This window comes from Bacillus sp. BS98 (assembly GCF_008432245.1).
Taxonomy (GTDB): domain Bacteria; phylum Bacillota; class Bacilli; order Bacillales; family Bacillaceae_G; genus Bacillus_A; species Bacillus_A toyonensis.
Genome location: NZ_CP043830.1, coordinates 1,535,905 through 1,557,761, shown reverse-complemented (window position 1 = coordinate 1,557,761; position 21,857 = coordinate 1,535,905). Strand labels below are relative to the sequence as shown.

12 protein-coding genes and 1 riboswitch are annotated in these 21,857 nt (G+C 36.6%); of the genes, 7 read left to right on the top strand and 5 right to left on the bottom strand.

Annotation, left to right across the window (positions count from 1 at the left end; genetic code table 11):
* The first annotated feature begins 159 nt into the window (after nt 1-159).
* The gene (gene cspB / locus F0362_RS08205) at nt 160-357 is read left to right on the top strand and encodes a cold shock-like protein CspB (protein WP_001161728.1); all 198 of its coding nucleotides are present in this window, start codon (nt 160-162) and stop codon (nt 355-357) included.
* A gap of 119 nt (nt 358-476) precedes the next feature.
* Nucleotides 477-725, top strand: coding sequence for a DUF2564 family protein (locus F0362_RS08200; RefSeq protein ID WP_000534393.1), 249 nt, complete (start codon nt 477-479; stop codon nt 723-725).
* Between the two features lie 33 nt (nt 726-758).
* Here the strand turns inward: F0362_RS08200 and F0362_RS08195 are convergent, their stop codons facing one another.
* The 3 genes from F0362_RS08195 to F0362_RS08185 form a co-directional block, all read right to left on the bottom strand.
* On the bottom strand, nt 759-935 hold the full coding sequence (locus F0362_RS08195) for a zinc-finger domain-containing protein (protein ID WP_000358801.1): 177 nt from the start codon (nt 933-935) through the stop codon (nt 759-761).
* Between the two features lie 12 nt (nt 936-947).
* Entirely contained in the window at nt 948-1,607 is a 660-nt protein-coding gene (locus F0362_RS08190; protein ID WP_000875536.1) for a ribonuclease H family protein, read from the bottom strand.
* Nucleotides 1,608-1,732: 125 nt separating this feature from the next.
* Nucleotides 1,733-2,218 (bottom strand): QueT transporter family protein, encoded by a 486-nt coding sequence (locus F0362_RS08185; RefSeq protein ID WP_001026462.1) that lies wholly within the window; start codon nt 2,216-2,218, stop codon nt 1,733-1,735.
* A 6-nt stretch (nt 2,219-2,224) separates the two neighbouring features.
* Nucleotides 2,225-2,269, bottom strand: a riboswitch (PreQ1 riboswitch).
* A 132-nt stretch (nt 2,270-2,401) separates the two neighbouring features.
* Between F0362_RS08185 and F0362_RS08180 the strand changes: the two genes are divergently transcribed.
* The 3 genes from F0362_RS08180 (at nt 2,402) to F0362_RS08170 (ending at nt 4,799) form a co-directional block, all read left to right on the top strand.
* Nucleotides 2,402-3,274, top strand: coding sequence for an aldose 1-epimerase family protein (locus F0362_RS08180; RefSeq protein ID WP_000127408.1), 873 nt, complete (start codon nt 2,402-2,404; stop codon nt 3,272-3,274).
* Between the two features lie 219 nt (nt 3,275-3,493).
* Entirely contained in the window at nt 3,494-3,880 is a 387-nt protein-coding gene (locus F0362_RS08175; RefSeq protein ID WP_000573867.1) for a reverse transcriptase-like protein, read from the top strand.
* 13 nt (nt 3,881-3,893) lie between these two features.
* Entirely contained in the window at nt 3,894-4,799 is a 906-nt protein-coding gene (locus tag F0362_RS08170; protein ID WP_000712625.1) for a DMT family transporter, read from the top strand.
* A 2-nt stretch (nt 4,800-4,801) separates the two neighbouring features.
* On the opposite strand, the gene F0362_RS08165 is transcribed toward F0362_RS08170, so the two are convergent.
* Entirely contained in the window at nt 4,802-5,062 is a 261-nt protein-coding gene (locus F0362_RS08165; RefSeq protein ID WP_001195212.1) for a DUF6123 family protein, read from the bottom strand.
* 182 nt (nt 5,063-5,244) lie between these two features.
* On the opposite strand from F0362_RS08165, the gene F0362_RS08160 reads away from it, so the two are divergent.
* Nucleotides 5,245-5,805: a cysteine hydrolase family protein gene (locus F0362_RS08160; RefSeq protein WP_000806314.1), complete on the top strand. Its 561-nt coding sequence runs from the start codon at nt 5,245-5,247 to the stop codon at nt 5,803-5,805.
* A gap of 35 nt (nt 5,806-5,840) precedes the next feature.
* On the opposite strand, the gene F0362_RS08155 is transcribed toward F0362_RS08160, so the two are convergent.
* On the bottom strand, nt 5,841-6,701 hold the full coding sequence (locus tag F0362_RS08155; RefSeq protein ID WP_000571006.1) for a GNAT family N-acetyltransferase: 861 nt from the start codon (nt 6,699-6,701) through the stop codon (nt 5,841-5,843).
* Nucleotides 6,702-6,823: 122 nt separating this feature from the next.
* Here F0362_RS08155 and F0362_RS08150 point away from each other — a divergent pair, with 122 nt between their 5' ends.
* Entirely contained in the window at nt 6,824-21,856 is a 15,033-nt protein-coding gene (locus F0362_RS08150) for a DUF7507 domain-containing protein (protein ID WP_149889727.1), read from the top strand.
* Nucleotide 21,857 lies beyond the last annotated feature (1 nt).

Below are 21,857 nucleotides of genomic sequence, written 5' to 3'. Positions count from 1 at the left end.
AAATAAAATCGCTTACTTGACTAATTTCTACCAATTCGTGTATATTTAAATTAATCATTTAGCAGAATATTCAAGATTATAGCATTTTTAGTTTATATTATCTTTTCAAATGAATTTCACTAAATGAAAAAAGCAAATGTTTTTAGGAGGAATTGTAACATGCAAGGAAAAGTAAAATGGTTTAACAACGAAAAAGGTTTTGGATTTATCGAAATGGACGGCGCTGACGATGTATTCGTACATTTCTCTGCTATTCAAGGTGACGGCTACAAAGCTTTAGAAGAAGGTCAAGAAGTATCTTTCGATATCACTGAAGGAAACCGTGGACCTCAAGCTGCTAACGTAGTAAAACTTTAATCCAACATATGACAGGAGGTTACCTTACTTGGTAACCTCCTTTGTTATTCCTTTGTATATTTCCGTTTTACAGAGCGAAAACTATGTGAAATGCGCAATTCACAAAGGAGGCAATTACAATGGGTTCAGAAGTAAATGATTTTGAAGAAGTGAAATTCCGTGTAGAAACAGCACAAAAAATGGTAGGTTCTGCAACAATTTCAATGGATCCAGACACACTGGAGCATGCCACTACTGCAGTAGAAGCAGCTCGCTCTCAACTTGAGATTATGAAATCTGTTGCAACAGATTTAGATGAGCCATTTTTAATGAATGAGGAAAAAAAATTAAGTAAGTGCGAGCATCAATTACATGAAGCGAAGCACTAAAAAAACATCCAGAGAGTTTTCTCTGGATGTTTTTTATGACAACTGTTCTCCATATTTTTTCAACGTTTCTCCAACTGTACATTGCCTAATACAAAATGAATGGGCATAATATTTACTATTCGTTTTCCGATTATGTTCTCGTAAAAAACATCCTTCACAATACGTTTCTAATAAGTCATTTACCTCTGTAATGAGTTGCTTTTTATCCACCTTTGCACCTCTCTATTCGGTTATTTCTTTATGACTATCAATGACTGTCCCTTCTAATGCTTGCGTTGCTAATTGATGTGCTTCTTTATTTTGTTTTCTAGATATTGGCTCACATACAAGCTTTAATTTCATTTGCTTCGCCTTTCGTTCAATTTGATCTAAGTAATGATTTAAATGCTCATCATAGCAAGGCCATTCTCCAGCCAATTGCTGCAGTACAACTTGAGAGTCTCCACGAAGCGTAACTGCTTCATACTTAATCCCTAATTCTTCGAGTATATTTATACCGTATAATAAGGATGCATATTCGGCTTCATTATTATCATATATACCTTCTATATATGCGTTGCGGCGAATTCGGTAGTTTATATTTCCTTTTTTATAATACACACATATACCTACTCCAGCTTCTTTCGTCTGAAGATCATACCCACCATCAAAATAAACATGTATTTCTTGAATCTCTTCCTCCACTTGTTTACTCAGCTTCTTCATTTCTTTTAATGACCATTCTGCATCCATTTCATCGTAAAATAAAAGTTCTTTCGCTCTTCCTGTTTTCTCAAAATCCTCCGCAAATTGAAGTACTTCTTCTATGTTCATATAATCTGTCGTTAATTCCGTCTGCAATCCGCGTTTTGTTTTATATAACCAATGAATTTTATATTTCATGCTAAATTCCCCTTATATAAGAATTCTTATTTATATTTTATTATATTTTATCAAGAGTCACAGTATTATATTCAATATAATCACATACAAAAAGAGCTATCCCATTGGAATAGCTCTTTCATCTATTACATAAATCTTTCAAATTGTACTCGCTTATTAATCCAGTACATTACAGGCATACCAATCGCCATTACTACGAATTCACCTGCTGCACATGTTAACCAAGTCCACATAAATGGTAAATCAAATGCAAGATGAAGTTCAATTGCAATCATAAACATTGTAATCGTAAAGATAACTGTATTAAAAATCATACGAGCCCAAACACCTTTAATGAATCGCATAGAAATAATCGTTGCAACTAATGCAAGAATAGATTGCCCTACTCCAAATACTAAATCATAAGCGACCATAGGTGAGAAAAAGAGATTCGTTAAAAATACACCTAATACAATTCCGTAACTTGCTTTCTTATTAAATACAACGAGATGATTAAACATCTCTGAAATACGAAACTGTACACCTGTAAAGCCAAATGGCTGAATAAGTATAGAAACAGCAATATATAATGCCGCTATAATACCATTACCGACTATTGTTCTTATATTCATGACAAAATCTCCTTAGTTTTTTTACGTGGGATGGTTTCGAACCACGTTATTCGTTTTTTAAGCAACAAGATTATATTCTACGCATTAGACACTCTTTCGTCAATAGATTCCTATCATCAACTACCTTTTTTCTTTTAGACAACGTATAATGAAACATATGAAAGATTTAGGAGGTTTCACTTCATGACAGCAACAATACAAAATGAAAAAGTAATCGTTTCCATTTCTGACAAAGGTGCAGAATTGCAAAGCGTTCGCTTAAAAGAAGATAACACAGAATATTTATGGCAAGGTGATTCTACTTATTGGGGACGTCGCGCACCAATTTTATTCCCAATTGTCGGCCGATTAGTAGATAATACATACTACGTAGATGGTAAACCATATTCTTTAACTCAACACGGTTTCGCTCGTGATCTTACGTTCTCTGTAAAAGAACAAAGTGAAACAAAAATCACTTATATCGTTACTAGTAATGAAGAAACATTAAAAAAATATCCTTACGAATTTGAACTACTCATTTCTTATGAGGTAGAAGAACAAAATATACATGTTACATATGAAGTAAACAATCCTGCTTCAAAAGAGATGTTCTTCTCAATCGGAGCGCACCCTGGATTCAACTTCCCACTATTAGACGGCGAATCATTTACAGATTATCATCTATCATTTAACGGTTCTGAACGCTTAGAAACAAGTGTATTAGAAGGACCTTATCTTTCAAGTAAAAAACAATTAATCGCTGAAAATACGAATGAATTGCCACTTACATACGATTTATTCAAAAATGATGCACTTATTTTTGAAAATATGAATACGAATGAAATTTCTATTCGTTCTCATAAACATAATAAATTTGTAAAAGTAGAATTTGCAGGATTTCCATTTGTCGGCGTATGGACACCAGGAGATAACGCACCTTTCTTATGTATTGAACCTTGGTATGGAATCGCTGATGAAATAAATCCAGCAAAAGATTTCAAGGAAAAAAAAGGAATTCAATCTTTACAAGCGAATGAAACATTTACATGCCGTTACAGCATCACAATCGGATAAAGTGAAACTTTAATCAGTGGGGGATATTCATCCCCACTGATTATTAGCCTTCACCAATCGGGCATTTACGGGCAGTTGATCACCCACCTAACTTCATTGTTTCAGCCGAGTTTTGAGGTGGGTGTCTTACTGCCCGTTAACGCGGGATAAGTACTCTATCCCCTACTTCAAAAAAACATTTAAGTAGGGGATAATCTTATAATTTGGAGGTTTCTCATTTTGATTGAAGTGTATATTGATGGTGCATCAAAAGGAAATCCTGGTCCTTCTGGTGCGGGAGTATTTATTAAAGGCATACAGCCACCTGTACAATTATCATTACCACTTGGAACAATGTCCAATCATGAAGCGGAATATCATGCTTTACTTGCAGCATTAAAGTATTGCACGGAGCATAATTATAACATTGTCTCTTTTCGTACAGATTCGCAACTTGTCGAGCGAGCTGTTGAAAAAGAATACGCAAAAAATAAAATGTTTGCACCACTATTAGAGGAAGCACTACAGTACATAAAAAGTTTCGATCTCTTTTTTATTAAGTGGATTCCAAGTAGTCAAAATAAAGTCGCTGATGAATTAGCTAGAAAAGCTATCTTACAAAATTAACGGGGGTATGAGTGTGAAAAAAGAGTGGCTTGCTCCTCTCGCTTTATTATTTGTCTCTTTTATTTGGGGAGCTACGTTTGTTGTCGTTCAAAATGCTATGTCTTTCGTTGGTCCATTTACTTTTAATGGCCTTCGCTTTTTATTCGCCGGAATTATTTTATTATTTGTTCAAATGATTTTCTCACAAAAAACTTCGAAACAAGATATAAAGCAGAGTAGTTTTGCCGGATTAATTGTTGGATTCTTTTTATGCGTTGGCTATTTATTACAAACATTCGGCTTACTCTATACAACTTCTTCAAAAGCAGGTTTCTTAACAGGACTAAGCATTGTTATGGTTCCAATCTTATCTTTTATCTTTTTAAAACAAAAGGCTACCATTTTCGTCGTACTCGGTATCACTGTGGCAACAGCCGGTTTATATTTATTAACAGCTGCTGATTCTTTTCAATTAAATATAGGAGATATACTTGTTCTCGGTTGCGCAATCGCATTCGCTGCCCATATTCTCATTAACGGTTTCTTTTCTAAGAAAATATCACCTTTATTACTAAGCACATCTCAAGTATTAGCTGTAGGTATATTTTCTTCTATTTGCGCTTTTTTGTTTGAAGATTGGGAAAAATTATTTTCAGTATCGCTATGGACAAATCATTCCTTTTTATTCGCCCTATTTCTAACTTCCTTATTTGCGACATCCATTGCTTTTTTCATTCAAACATCAGCTCAGAAACATACTTCCCCAACGAGAGTAGCAATTATTTTCGCAATGGAGCCCGTTTTTGCTGCATTAACAGGCGTTCTCGTTGCTAACGAACAACTTTCTATGTCTGCTATTTTCGGATGTCTATGTATTTTTCTAGGCATGATTTTTGTTGAACTACCTTCCAAAATAAAAAAAGAAGCGCAGGCCGCGTGAAGTTACGCTTGTAACTTCCGCATAAAAGCCTTAGCGCTTTTTTTATCTGTAATTTCTTCTTCTTTCAATCGTTCTAATAACGCAACAAAATAACTGCCATCAAACTGTAATTGATGTTTAATTGTCGCTTCTATTGCTGCGTTCACAATTCCATCAGATGCACCAGTATATCCTTGCCCGAACATAATAAACCCTTGTGCTTCCTCTGATAATTTAAATCCTTTCGTATGTAAGAATGAAAGATAATCTTCTACTGTTTGCATGATATTCCCACCTACTCAAAAATTCTCCACTTCCTATCATACATGTTTTTACACACTATGAGAATGAAATTTCTTTGACAACTTTGTAAATCAATCGTTTACTTCGCTTGCAATGGAGGATTTCCTAACAATCTGAAGGAATATGTACAGTGGAACTTATTTCATATTAAAGGGGAGACACGATGAAACAAGCACTATTAATTATCGATGCTCAACAAGAATTAATTGATGGAAATGAGCAAGAAAATGAAGTTTTTCGTAAAACTGAGTTATTAGCTACACTAAATACAGCTGTACAGAAAGCAATTGATTCAAATGCCCTTATTGTTTTCGTGAGAGATATCGATGTTGCTTCTGGTAGCGGCGTGGGATTTGAAGTACATAATCAAATTCAAGTACCTCAGTCTGCAATCCTTATTAATAAAGCAGCAACGAATTCATTCTATGGCACTTCTTTACTTGAACTTTTAAAAGAAGAAAAAATTAATCATATTGTGATAGGTGGATGTAAAACTGAACATTGTATTGACACAGCTGTTAGGACAGCAACTGTACAAGGATTTGACGTTACATTAATTAAAAACGGTCATTCCACAACTGATTCTAACGTATTGTCTGCAGAGCAAATTATTGGTCATCACAATAAAATTTTACACGGTCATTATAACGTTGATCATTTTTCTATGGTGAGAGATATCGAGGAAGACCTCTTCCAACCAACTCACGACCAATATCGTGATTAATAAAAAAAGAATCCTTCATTCAGAAGGATTCTTTTTTACCCAAAAATTTGCGCTGCAATACTATATAGTTCTCCATTTCTTTTCAAAAATTGATCACTATTTTTCATCATAATTGGTGGTGTATTCACCTTTTTAAAACCAGTAACCTCTAATTCTTTCATAAAATCTTTCTTTCCTTCTGGTACATCTATTCTTAATTTCCCATTATGCCCTTTTGCTAAATAATGAACAATATTTATTGCCATCTCATCATTTTTAGCAACTACCGGTCCTAATATTTTATTTTCCGGCGTTTGTATACTCAAACCATATCCTAGTATATTTTGTTCCTTATCCTTCACAACAGTGCACTGTTCACTTTGCATCATTCTTTTCTTTAAAAACTCTTTTCTATTTGTTCCAAACGCATATTCATCTATTTTTATTATTTCTTCTAAATCACCCTCTTCATAATCCATCATATATTCTTCATTTCTTGCACATTTATAATTCGTATTGTACGAGTTACATATGTATTTAGAAACATAGCTTACCACCCTAAATCCTAGCTTTTCGTATAAATACTTCCCTTCATCTGTAGCAATAAGCATAATTGGTGTTCGAGCTGATACGCTATTCATGCATGAATTCGTTATCGCCTTTCCAATTCCTCTTCCCTTATAATCTGAATGTACAATCACCATTCCGATAGACGCTACGTTCTCCCCATATAATATTATTGCCGCGCTAGCAATAAGTTTCTTTCTCTCATTCCACACGCCGTATACAATGCCTGCGTTAAAAATCGTTTCAATTTCTTCTCTGCTATAATCCCAACCAATATAAGAAGATAATGCTACAATATCGCCTATTTCTTCTTCCCTAAGACGATCCACCCTAATTTCCAATTCAATCATACTCCATCCCCTTATCTAGACATTTAAATCATTATTACTAAATCAACTTGTACATGTTTCCCTTTATCTATCACACACATATCTTATTTTGACCAAGACTATATTGTAAATGAGGTGACAACATGCCCATTACGAATCGATTTTCTACCACCACTAACGGCGCACTCGCTATTACAGGAAATACTTTAGGCTTAAGTAAAATTAGTAATCAAAACCGTGCTGGTACAATCGGGGCAATTGGTGCATTCGTAACTACGAATACTGCTTTACAAGTACCTACTTTTCCTGCTGGTACAACGTTAAACTATACACAAAATAGTTCTACCGCTATTTTAAATATCCCTGCTGGTAGTACGATTCTTTACGCAGAACTCGTTTGGGGTGGAAACTATTTATCTCGTGATCAAAACATTACGAATGTATTAGGAAATCCAGTTTCTTTTACAACACCTGTTTCAACATACTCGATTACTCCTTCAGCTGTTACAGCTTCAAATCAAACATTCGTTTCAAACTCTATTACATTTGGCTTTTACACTCGTTCAGCAGACGTAACAACTCTTATTCAAGCTGGAGGCTCTGGTTCCTATACTACGGGGGCTGTCCCTGGACTTGTAGATCCTATTGATGCTTCTAATGGAACAATTAATTCGGCTGGATGGACACTTATCGTCGCTTATCAAAACGGGACATTACCTGCAAGAAACTTAACAATTTACGTAGCTGGTAACCGCGTTTCTGCTGATACTGGTAGTGCAGATGTAGCTGTTTCAGGATTTTTAACACCTGCAGGAGGACCAGTAAGCGGGAGATTATTTTTAAGTTCTACTGAAGGAGATGCAGATTTAACAGGGGATCAAGCATTATTTGGACCAAATTTCAGTTCATTAAATGCTTTATCTGGGCCAAATAATGCTGTAAATAATTTCTTCGGTTCTCAAATTAATAATGCCGCAGGGAACTTAGATACAACGGGGACATTTGGAACGCGAAATCAAAGCGCTTCTACAGGCACAAACATCTCCGCTGGAAGACAGGGCTGGGACATTACTTCCATTGATATTTCTCCTTATTTAACAAATTCTCAAGTGTCCGCCGCAATCCGTTTAACAACTAACGGAGACGCGTATATGTTGAATACAGTCGGTTTACAAATCAACATAAATTCACCTAACATACAAGCAACGAAAAGCGTGAATAAAAGTGTTGCAGCAATTGGAGACGTTCTCACTTATACAGTTACTATCCCTAACACCGGGCTTCTTCCGGCCAATAACGTTATTTTTACAGACATTCTCCCTAACGGTACTTCCTTTATACCTGGCACTGTAACAATTGATAATGTCCCGCAAACAAACGCAAATCCGGCCGCTGGTATATCTCTTGGAACAATTAATAATGGTGCTTCTCGTACAGTAACTTTCCAAGCTACTGTCGTTTCTCTTCCAAGTCAAAACCCTATCTCTAACACTGCTAATATTACATTTCAATATACACCAATTGCTGGAGGAACGACTTTTAACGGTCTTGCAACAAGTAACTCTGCTGGAACACAAATTAACCTCGCAGATATTAATGGTACAAAATCAGTTAACAAACTTTTTACCGATATTGGTGAAACGTTAACATACAGTATTTCCTTAGCTAATATAGGAAATATCGCCGCAACGAACGTTATATATACGGATCCGATTCCTAGCGGGACTACTTTCATTCCAGGAAGTGTAACTGTTAACGGAGTTACTCAAGCAGGAGCGAATCCCGCTACTGGTATATCAATTGGATCGATTGCCGCAAATTCCACTACTACTATTTCATTTCAAGTATTCGTTCCGTCTATCCCTCAAACAAACCCAATATTAAATAGTGGTACAACAACATATCAATACATTCCTGTACCAAATCAGCCGGCAGTAAGCGGAACTGATACGACCAATATCGTATCTACTCAAGTGAATAACGCTACTGTAACTATGGCAAAAGCAGTAGATAAAAATTTTGCAGATATTGGTGATACACTAACGTACACCGTTTCCTTTACAGGTACAGGTAATACGAATGCGAACAATGTTATTTTTACAGATGTCATTCCTACAGGAACAACTTTTGTCCTAAACAGTTTAACAATAGATGGCACGACACAAGTTGGAGCAAATCCGGCTAACGGTGTGAATATAGGATCCATCCCAACTGGTACAACCAAAAATGTTTCATTTCAAGTAGTAGTAAGTGCAATACCCGCATCAAATGTCGTATCTAACGGATCAAGCGCTTCTTATCAGTACACCGTCAACCCTAGCCAATCACCCGTTACAAAAAATATTTCCTCTAATCTTGTTTCCACTCAAATTAACAATGCGAATGTAACATTAACAAAATCAACAAACAAACAATTTACTACAATTGGCGAAACGATAAGTTATACAATCCTTATTACAAACAGTGGAAATACGGCGGCTAATAACGTTCAACTAACAGATCCACTTCCAAATGGAACGATTTTAACATTAGGTTCTGTAACGCTCAATGGCGTTTTACAAAATGTAGATTCTCTCGTTGCTTTACCTATCGGCACAATTCCTGGCGGTGCTACTTTCACCTTATCCTTCCAAGTAACAGTCATTAACATTACTGCACAAAACCCTATCATTAATAATGCTTTCGCCTCTTATATTTACACTGTAAATCCAAGCCTACCACCAACTTCAAAAACAGCAAATTCTAATTCTGTTACATCAACAATTAGACTAGCAAACCTTCATGCTAATAAATCTGTAAGTCAAACGTTTGCGGAAGTTGGAGATGTATTAACTTATACCTTTTCTCTTACAAACGATGGAAATGTTGCCGCGAATAATGTATTACTATCCGATTCAATTGCGAATGGTACTGCCTTTGTACCGAACAGTGTTATAGTTAACGGTGTTTCTCAACCGGGCGCAACACCAGCTAGCATCAATATTGGTAGCATCAATGCTAATGCTACAATTACAGCTTCATTCCAAGTATTAATAACTAGCATTCCAAACCCAAATCCTATTTCAAATAGTGCCTCCATTTCCTATAACTTTATCGTTGATCCAAACGCTTCACCTGTAAGTAAAAATACAACTTCAACTACTACATTTACTCAAGTAAACGATGCAAATGTCATTTCTGCAAAAACAGTAGATCGAGAGTTTGCTACCGTAGGGGATATATTAACTTATACCGTTATTTTGACAAATGCAGGAAGTGTTTCTGCTGATAGTCCAACTTTCGTAGATACAAATCCAGATGGCACTACCTTTATTCCAAACACTTTCCTTATTAACGGTGTACTCCAAAATAACGCAGATCCAAATATAGGCGTTCCGTTACCTGGCATTCCTGCTAACGGCTCACTTACCGTCTCTTATCAAGTAACTGTCACCTCTTTACCAACACAAAATCCAACAGTAAATTCATCTAGTACACAATATAGCTTTATTCTAAATCCGGGCGATCCACCAACTATAGAAACATCTTTAAGCAATACTGTAAGTACACAAATTAATGTAGCAAATGTAATTATTTTCAAAGATGTAGACTTAACTATCGCAGATGTTGGGCAACCAATCACATATACAATTGCCTTAGCTAACCCTGGAAATACTCCAGCAAATAATGTAGTTGTTACCGATATACTTCCTACTGGTACGACTCTCGTACCAAATAGTATTTTTATAGGTGGAGCTTTACAGTTAGGTGCGGATCCAAGCGTTGGTCTTCAAGTTGGTACTATTCCAGCAGGTGGTATTACAACAATTGTCTTCCAAATTAGTGCAAATAGTTTACCTTTACCAAATCCAGTTCAAAACAGCGCTGCACTTCAATATAGCTTTATCGCCGATCCAAATTTACCTGCTGTTGTGAGAAACGCTACTAGTAATATAGTAACTACACAAATTAATACTGCTAATATTGTTGCTACGAAGCTAACAAGCACAAATTTCGCTGATGTTGGTGATGTCATATTATATGCAACTATTTTAACGAATAACGGAAATATCCCTGCTTCTAATGTAACATTTACAGATATCATTCCAGCGGGTACCCTCTTCATCCCTAATACTGTGACGATTAACAATGTCCCTATAGCCAATGCAAATCCTGCTAACGGCATTTTTATCGGTACGATAGGTGCGAATGCATCACGTATCGTTTCATTTCAGATTTTCGTACCAAGTATCCCTGCTGTAAATCCGATTACAAATCAATCAGGCACTACATTCCAATATACGTACGATCCATCCAAACCAGCTGTAATGCAGATGGTTGCTTCTAACACGGTACAGACAACTATTAATAACGCCTCAATTGCCGCTACTAAATCTGCAGATAAACAATTTGCTAACGTAAATGATATTATTACGTACACGACTACTTTAACGAATAGCGGGAACACACTTGCATCAAATATCGTATTTACAGATGCCATTCCAAGTGGGACGTCATTTATTCCAAATAGTGTAACAGTAAATGGTACGACACTCCCTAATGTAAGTCCAGCAAGCGGAATTGCAATTGATCCAATAAACCCGAATACAAATACAATCATCTCGTTCCAAGTGCAAGTAAATACCATCCCGAATCCGAATCCAATCCCGAATCAAAGTAATACAGCGTACCAATATGTCGTAAATCCTAGCTTACCTCCAGCATCCGCCAATGCGGTAAGTAACGTAATAACAACTCAAATTAATAACGCTACAATCGTCGCTACTAAATCAGTGAATACACCGACAGCTGCAATTGGAGATATCGTAACCTATACGATTGCAATGGCAAATACGGGGAATATCCCTGCTAGTGCAACCGTTTTAACAGACGGACTTGGACCAGGTGCATCCTTCATCCCAAATTCTGTTACGATAAATAACGTATCCCAACCTGGATTAGATCCTTCATTAGGTATTCATTTAGACGATATTTCACCAGGAGGAACTACTTTTATTACATTCCAAGTAAAAATTCTTGAGATTCCTCCTAGCGGTACTTTAACGAATAACGCCCTTGTAAATTATGAATATACAGTGAATCCAAACCAAACACCTGCTGTTGGAAGCACTGTAACAAACACGACTGCTACCCCAATTGTTGACGCTACTTTAGTTTTAATTAAAAATGCGAGTACAAATTTCGCTACGATTGGTGATACGATTACATTCACTTCATTTGTTACAAACACAGGAAATACTACTGCGAACAACATTGTTTTTACAGATACAATTCCAAACGGTACTGCCTTTGTCCCAAATAGCTTTAAAATAAACGGCGTAACTATCCCGAATGCAAATCCACAAAACGGTATCAATATTGGTAACTTGAATTCAAATGCATCGATTACACTCAGTTTTCAAGTAAACATTACAACGCTTCCAAACCCTAATCCAATTCCGAACAAATCATCGCTTCAATATAGTTTTATTGTTGATATAAATGAACCACCTGTTTCACGAACAGTTCAATCTAATAAAACTTTTACACAAGTAAATACAGCTTCCGTTATCGCAACAAAAACTACAAGCAGTGCATTTGCTGCTGTCGGAGATACAATTACGTATACAACTACTCTCACTAATAGCGGAAATACTACCGCAAACACACCTATTTTTATCGATATATTACCACCTGAACTTTCATTCGCTCCTGATAGCGTACAAATTAATACCGTCCCACAACTTGGATTTAGGCCAGATAACGGGGTTCCTTTAGACTCAATTCCAGTTGGAGGAACGACAACAATTAGCTTTCAAGCTATCGTTGGCTCAATTCCAGCTACAAATCCAACATTGAACCAATCTAGCACAACATACTCTATCATTGTGGATCCTACCCAGCCGCCGGTGACAGAAACAGCTACAAGTAATCCAACTTTAGTTCAAATTAACGAAGCGATTATTCAAGCAACGAAAAGTGTGGATCGAATATTTTCTGACGTAGCACCTGGAAATTCATTTTTAACGTACACTGTTTTATTGGAAAATATAGGTAACTCAACTGCTACGAATATCATTTTTACAGATCCAATTCCGAATAATACAGTCTTTATAGAAGATAGCGTTCGAGTAGGTGGCTTTTTATTACCTGGAGTAAATCCAGCAAACGGGATACCAATTGGGGATATTATCGCAGAGGATTTTATAAACGTCACCTTCCGCGTGCAAGTAGTTAGCATTCCAAATCCGATTTTCACAATTGGACCTGGGGGACCAAACTCACCGGTTGTAAACGGGGCTTCCATTGATTATCAATTTATGACAGGACCCAATTTACCACTCGTTTCAAGAAATACGACATCCAATCCTGTTTCGACACAAATAAATTCCGGGGAAATTGCACTTGTTAAATCTGTAGATAAAACTTTCGCAACGATCGGAGATACAATCTCTTATACAATTACATTAAGTAACCCTGGAAATGTCACTTCACAAAATATTATCTTCACGGATATTTTGCCTGATGGAACGACATTTATATCTGGCACTCTTACAAATGACTCTGGTACACAGCAAATTGGAAATCCAGCTAGCGGGATTCAGATTGAAAACATAAATCCAAGCGGAACGGCCATTATTACTCTCAACGTACTTGTTACAAACATTCCAAGTATAAATCCAATTTCTAATTTTAGTTCGGTACAATTTGCACATGTGATTGATCCTAGCCAACCTGCCGTATCACAAACGAATGTATCTAATACGGTTTCGACAACTATTAATAGTGCAATTTTAACAACCCAAAAAAGTGCTGATAAATCTATAGTTTCAGTTGGAGATACAATTACGTATACCACTACTATTACAAATACAGGGAATACAGCAGCAACGAATATAACATTCACAAGCGCTATTCCAGCTAGTACTACATTCATATCAAATTCAGTCACAATAAATGGCGTTCAGCAGTCTGGCGCACAACCGGCACTTGGAGTAAATATACCAAATATCGCTCCTGGTGAGACAGTAACTGTTACTTTCCAAGTAAATGTTATTTCTTTTCCACCTTCAGGTTCAATTATGGGTAATGACACAATTTTATATTCTTATACTGTTGATCCAAACAGCACTCCTGCTACTACTTCTACTTCAACGAATATCGTTACAACCCCAGTACTAGATGCTATGATAACGATGATTAAATCAGTCGATCAAACACTTGTAACGCTAGGTGATACCATTACCTATACGACCATTTTAACGAATAACGGAAATACAAATGCAACGAATATTACTTTCACTGACCTTATACCAGATGGTACAACGTTTATTACTGATAGCGTTACAATAGATGGCATCACGCAAATTGGTCTTAATCCTAATACAGGTATTACGATTGGAGCAATTGCTCCTAGCAGCTCAATATCTATAGCATTTCAAGTGACCGCTACTTCTACACCAGTTCAAAATCCTATTGCAAATTCCGCTACTGCTTCGTACACATTCATCGCTGATCCAAATGCACCGATTGTTTCAAGAAATGTTACTTCAAATACAACGTTGACTACAATTAATACAGCTACCATTCTTTCACTAAAACAAGTCGATAAGTCCTTTAGTCGTATTGGAGACACACTCACCTATACTGTCACTTTAACAAACAACGGAAACTCATCCGCACAAAATGTTATTTTCACAGATACAATACCGAGCGGAACTACATTTATTGCAAACACATTTTCTATTAATGGAATTCCTCAAAGTGGTGCGGATCCATCGAACGGTGTAAATATTGGTCCTATAACAGCCGGGACTACAGTAAATGTTTCCTTCCAAGTAAACGTAATCTCATTACCAACCGAAAACCCAATTGTAAATTTCTCATCGACATCGTATCAATTAGTCTCACCACCTGATGCGGAAACTTCAATTAGTAATCCTGTTTCAACGCAAATTAAAGAAGCCATATTATCCATGACGAAAAATGAAAGTGTATCCTTTGCAGATATCGGGCAAACTGCTTTTTATACCACTTCTATTTCGAATGTAGGCAATACGGATGCAACGAATATTGTATTCACAGATGTATTACCAAGTGGACTCACGTTTGTTCCTAACACATTAACTGTCGATGGTATTTTACAACCTGATGCAAACCCAAATACAGGTGTATTACTTGCAACACTTCCACCAAATGAAATATATAGTATTGTTTTTCAAGTTACAGTGAACAGTATTCCACCTAGTAATCCGACACCCAATACAGCATCTACTAATTATGAGTTTACTGTTGATCCAAATAATCCTCCTGTTTCAAGTACAGCTAATTCTAACACTACGCTTCTTCAAATAAACAACGCGACTATTATTAGTACAAAAACAGCGAATCTTACTTTTGCGGATATTGGTAATATAATAACGTTTACACTTAACCTTCCTAATACAGGGAATGTGGCTGCAACTGATGTAACGATTATCGATATTCTTGATAGCAATTTAAGTTTCGTTCCAAACAGTTTCACAGTTAATGGGCAAACCATTCCAAACGCTGATTTATCCACTGGTGTAAATATAGGCTCCATTAATGGTAGTAATGCGGCAATCGTCACATTCCAAGCAACTGTTACTACACTTCCAACACTCAATCCCATTTCTAATTCTGCTTCTACCACATATCATTACGTCGTTGACCCTAGCCAGCCATCTATTACAACTTCCAATCAATCTAATACAACGACAACACAAATTAATAGTGCTATCCTTACTGCACAAAAAAATTCAAATGTATCTACGGTAGATATCGGGCAGGATATTACCTACACCGTTACAATTACAAATAGCGGAAATGTTAGTGCAACGAATGTTATTTTTACCGACCTTATTCCAGACGGAACTTCCTTTGAACCGAATAGTTTTACACTTAACGGAACTAGCATCCCAAATGCGGATATAGTTACAGGCGTTCCAATTGGTGATATCGCGCCAAACGAATCTGCCGTTGTAGCATTTCATATTAATGCCAATGAAATTCCGCCTATAAATCCTATTACCAATCAAGCTAGCGTTAGCTTTCAACATATCGTTAATCCAGCCAATCCTCCAGTTTCAAAAAACATTACTTCCAATAGTGTTACAACAAAAATTGAAAGTGCTATTTTAAACACTATGAAAATAGGAGATAAAGCATTTGCAACGATTGGTGATACGATTACGTATACAACGACTATTACGAACACAGGAAATATTCCAGCTAACAACGTTGTTTTCTCAGACCCTTTACCGACATGGACACAATTTGTTGCAGGATCCGTTGTTGTTGATGGCACTCCATTACCATCTGCTTCCATTATTGACGGTGTTGGTATAAATACAATCAATCCAAATCAAACTGTAACAATCATATTCCAAGTGCAAATCATAAGCAATCCAACAACGTTCACACCTGAACTCCAAAACTTAGGGTTTGTTAACTTCCAATATAACGTAGGCAATGCATTACAGGCTCAGCCTGGCAACGTGGAAACGAACGTCTTCGTTACTTCTATTAACTCAGCAATAATTTCAGCTGTAAAAACTGCTAGTACAGCCTTTGCGAATATCGGAGAAAAGATCACTTATACGGTTTTGATTCAAAATAGCGGCAATACAAACGCTACGAATCTAAACTTCTCAGACCTGATTCCAGCAGGAACGATCTTTGTTGAAAATAGTTTTGCTGTAAATGGCAGTATCATTCCAGGGGCAAATCCAAATAATGGAGTTAATATCGGAACCGTTAGCGCGAGTAGTTCCTTAACTGTTACTTTCCAAGTCATAGTTACATCTACTCCACCTTCAAACCCAATTACAAACGTAGCATCTATTCAATACGCATTTATTGTTGACCCGGCAGCCCCTCCTGTTACAGGCAAAATAAATTCTAATAACGCTTCAACACAAATTAATAACGCTACTGTTACAACGGTTTTAGAAGCAAATCGAACAATCGTATCTATCGGAGATGTAATTACGTATACAGCAACATTAACAAACACTGGAAACTTTCCTGCAAATTCTGTATTACTCATTAATGGGATTCCTGAAGGGGCATTATTTGTTCCAAATAGTGTTACGCTTAACGGGATTTCACTCCCAGATGCAAGTCCAACACTCGGTATTCCAGTTGGTATTATCGCACCAGGTGATTCTGCTACTATTACGTTCCAATTCCTTGCAACTTCTATTCCACCGCAAGGGGCAATCATAAATCAAGCCATTACAAGTTACACGTATATCGTCGATCCGAGTCAACCTCCAGTTACAGCAACATCCTCATCTAATACGGTGACTACAGCTGTCGTTGATGCATCGTTATCTGCAATTAAAAATACAGATTCTCTCGTACAATCTACTGACGGTACAATCACTTACACAGTAGTCGTTCAAAATAACGGAAATACAACTGCAAATACAGTTACTTTAACAGATTTAGTCCCAGAAGGAACTGCATTTATCCAGAATAGCGTGACCATTAATAACATCTCAGTTCCAGGTGCCGATCCAAACGTAGGAATACCATTAAACTCCATCGCACCGTCAGAAATCGTCACCGTCACATTCCAAGTTATCGTCCAATCCATTCCAAGCGTGAATCCAATTTCTAATACAGCCCGTATTGACTATACTTTTATCTCTGATCCGACCGCTCCTATCATCTCTCGAACAATTACGTCTAATCCAGCTTTCACACAAATTTCGGACGCGACTGTTCTTTCTTTAAAAGCAGTCAATGCACAACAAGCAACAACAGGTGATATTTTGACTTATACGATAACACTAGAAAATACCGGAAATATTCCAACTACTAATCTCATATTTTCGGATACTATCCTCCAAGGGACTACATTCGTAGAAAATAGTTTTACACTTAACGGAACAGCTATACTTGGTGCAAATCCAAATGTAGGTGTTACTTTGCCTAACCTAGCAGTAAACGCTACTCACCTTATTTCGTTCCAAATTCTTATTAACGATTCATTCTCGCAAGAATCAATTACAAATCAATCCCATACAACGTATACAATTCAACCAGATCCAGGGCAACCGCCTATTACTGAAACATCTACAAGTAATATCGTCATTACAAATTTCGTGCAAGCACAATTGACAATTACAAAAACATCCAATCCAATAACTGTAGATGTCGGTGGAACTATCCTTTATATTTCTGAAGTGAAAAACATCGGTAATGTTGATGCAATAAATATTATTTTCACAGATTCTATTCCAGCTGGGACTACATTCGTTCCCGATAGTGTCACAATTAACGGTGTCCTGCAGCCAGGTGTAAATCCAGAAAACGGAATACCGATTGGAACAATTCCAGCAAACAGTTCCAAAACGATACTATTTCAAGTGCAAACAAATAATCCACCTACTGAAACTGAAATTGTAAATCAATCTTCAGCAACTTACCAATATGTAAGTATTCCTACAGCTCCACCGGTGAATCGCTCTGCAAATTCTAACGTTGTTACAACACCACTTCAAAATGCAAATATTATTTCTGTTAAAAGCGCGGATGTAACTTTCGTATCAATCGGGCAAATTATTACCTACACAAATACACTACAAAATATAGGAACCGTTCCAGCTAACAATACCGTGTTCATTGATAACATTCCAGAAGGTACTATATTCGTCGAAGATAGCTTATCAATAAATAATGTGATTCAGCCTGGAGCAAATCCTGAAAACGGAGTAATTCTTGGCACGATACAACCAAATGAAACAGTCACTATTTCATTCCAAGTACAACTTACAAATATACCAGAGAACAATACAGTCATTAACATTTCAGACACTTCATATGAATACCAAATTGACCCTAGTTCTCCAATTATTCAGCGTAGATCGTTATCAAATGCAGTAAACACGGAAGTGCGGACGGCTAATGTTCATGCAATTAAATCCGCCAATAGATCCATTACACGCATCGGTCAAATCATCACATATACAGTCGCAGTTACAAACGCTGGTACAGTACCTATTACAAATACTCTCCTAATTGACGCGATTGCAGCTGGCACCACATTCGTTCCAAATAGCATCCTTGTAGATGGCATTCCAAGGCCAAATGAAAATCCAATTACCGGAATCACCCTTAATATTATCCTTCCAAATAATACGATTATCGTTACATTCCAGGTAAATGTAGTCTCTACACCTTCTCAAAATAACATTAATAATATCGCCGTCATCCACTATGAGTATCAACCAGACCCAAGCTTACCACCAATTTCAGAAACGACCTCCTCCAATACTACAAATATACAATTTATTGATGCTATTCTTATCGCTACAAAATCCGCTAATACAGTATTAGCTAATATTGATGAAACCATTGAATATACAGTACTCATTCAAAATAACGGATCCACTACAACTAACTCCATCTTTTTTACAGATACTATAGAGGATGGAACAGTATTTATTCCAGGAAGTGTCATAGTTAACAATACTGTACTTCCTGCAGCAGACCCGAATATCGGCTTTTCCATTCCTAATATCGCATCAGGTCAAATGGCTACAATAACATTCCAAGTTTCCGTTACGAATTTACCAGCTGTAAATCCAACACCTAATACTGCAAACATCGTCTACGACTTTATTTTCAACCCTGACTTTGCACCAATTCAAAAATCTACTATTTCCAACACTACTTTCGTTCAAATTAATGATGCTGATATCGTTTCACTTAAAACTGTTGATTTGACTTCTGTAACGATTGGTGGCATTTTAACTTATACAACAACTTTAACGAATACAGGAAATACGGATGCTACTGCTGTTGTATTTACAGACAACATTCCTGATGGAACAACCTTTATAGACGGTAGCGTTTTAGTAAATAACATTCCACAGCTTAACGCCAATCCAAGTACCGGTATACTTGTGGGAACGATTGCTCCTAATATTTCTATCCCAGTCACATTTTCTGTTACAGTCGTAGCTCTTCCAGCTAGCGGCCATGTTCAAAATCAATCAACTTCTCGTTATACGATAAACGGGGAAGAACAAATATCGAATAGTAACATTACCTTCACTGAAGTTATTTCTGCTAATGTAATTGCGACAAAAACAACACCTATCCAATATGCTGACCTACAAACTATCATTCCTTATACAATTTCCATCATAAATAACGGAAATATACAAGTGGAAAACATTATCGTTACAGATATCATTCCAGCAAATACGAGCTTTATAGAGAATAGTGTTATTGTGAATGGCAACGCTCGTCCAAATGATAACCCACTTAACGGTATACAAATTGATAACATTCCGCCTAATACGACAGCCACTATTCTATTCCAAGTACGGGTTACTTCCATTCCGCAAACAAACCCAATCTCTAACACGAGTACAATTCAATATGAATACACAGTACCAGATCAACCACCTATTACCGAGACTATTATTTCATCAGCTGCCGTAACAGAAATTCATCACGCGAATTTAAATAGTAATAAAGCTGTTGACCTTGCATTTGCAACGGTCGGTGATACGTTAACGTATACGATTACCCTAAATCAAACTGGTAATGTTGCAGCAAATGATGTAGTTATTCAAGATATTATTCCTCAAGGTACTACGTTTATTGAAAATAGCGTCATTGTAAACGGAGAAACTCTTCCAGGAGTGAATCCAGTAAGCGGCATACCAATTGGCACTATAATGGTAGGTGGAAATGCTATCGTTTCATTCCAAGTAACTGTGACTTCTATTCCAACACCAAACGAACTAAACAACAACGCAATTACTACTTTTAACTATATAGTCAACCCAAATAACGTCCCTGTTACAAATACGACTACAACAAATACCGTCACAACTACTGTCCAAAATGATAATGTCATTGCCATAAAATCTGTTAATGTAACAAATGCCTTACCTGGTCAAACTTTAACGTATACAATTACGATTACGAATAGCGGTAATGTAACGATTGAAGACCTTCTTGCCAGAGACACCTTACCAATAGATACGACTTTTGTTGCTGGTAGTGTTACGATTAACGGAATCAATCAGCCTAATGAGAATCCTGAAAATGGTATTACATTAGGAAATCTTGCTCCTAATGAATCTGTTATTATTACGTTCCAAGTGACAATATCTTCTTCTACTCTTCAATCTACAATTAATAATAATGCTTCTGTTTCCTATACCGTTATCATTGATCCAACAAAACCACCTATTACAATTACAAAACAAACAAATACCGTTACAACGACAGTCATTGATCCGATGGTTCGCATTGAAAAAACAGCAGACAAATCTATCGCCGTTATAGGAGATATCATTACATTCACATTAGCGGTATTTAATCACTCCCCAATCCCGACAATCAGTACTTCTGTTATAGACGGTATTCCAGCTGGTACAACATTTATAGAAAACAGCGTAACAATTAACGGTGCTCCGGTTCAAAATGTTCGTCCAGACACTGGTATTAATATTGGTTCTTTATCTGCAGATGCAGTAGCAACTATAACATTTCAAGTTCTCGTAACTTCTATTCCTTCTAACAGTACAATTATAAATTCTGCAATAGTTACCGCTGCTTTTCAATTGACACCACAGGATCCAATTATTACTTTCATTGTTAATTCAAATATTGTTCGTATACCAGTTCAATTTGCAACTGCAACAGTCACGAAAAACGCTTCCGTCAGCTCAGCTTATTTAAATCAATATTTTGATTACACGGTGCGTATTACGAATACTTCCGAGATTTCACTTTCAAATATCTCGTTACAAGACACCATTCCAGCAGGTTTACAATTTATAAACGGCACTGTCTTCATTAATGGGGAACGCTCGCCATTAGCGAACCCGAATATCGGTTTCCTAGTCGCTACTAATTTGGAACCGAACGAAACAATTATCGTGTTATTCACAGTACAAGTGATAAGTCCACCTATTCATAATGAATTTAAAAACACAGCAAACGTTTCTTTACAACTTCAAATCTCGCCTACCGATCCACCAATTACAGTAACCGTTACAAGTAACGAAAACATCGTCACCTTTATTCCAGAAAATCCAGATGAAACACTACCAAATTTTAATTGCTTCTTTGACGGTGAACGTTTCATACGCATTACTCCTCGAAATATACGAAATTACTTTTGGACTTGGATTTGGTGGCGTTAAT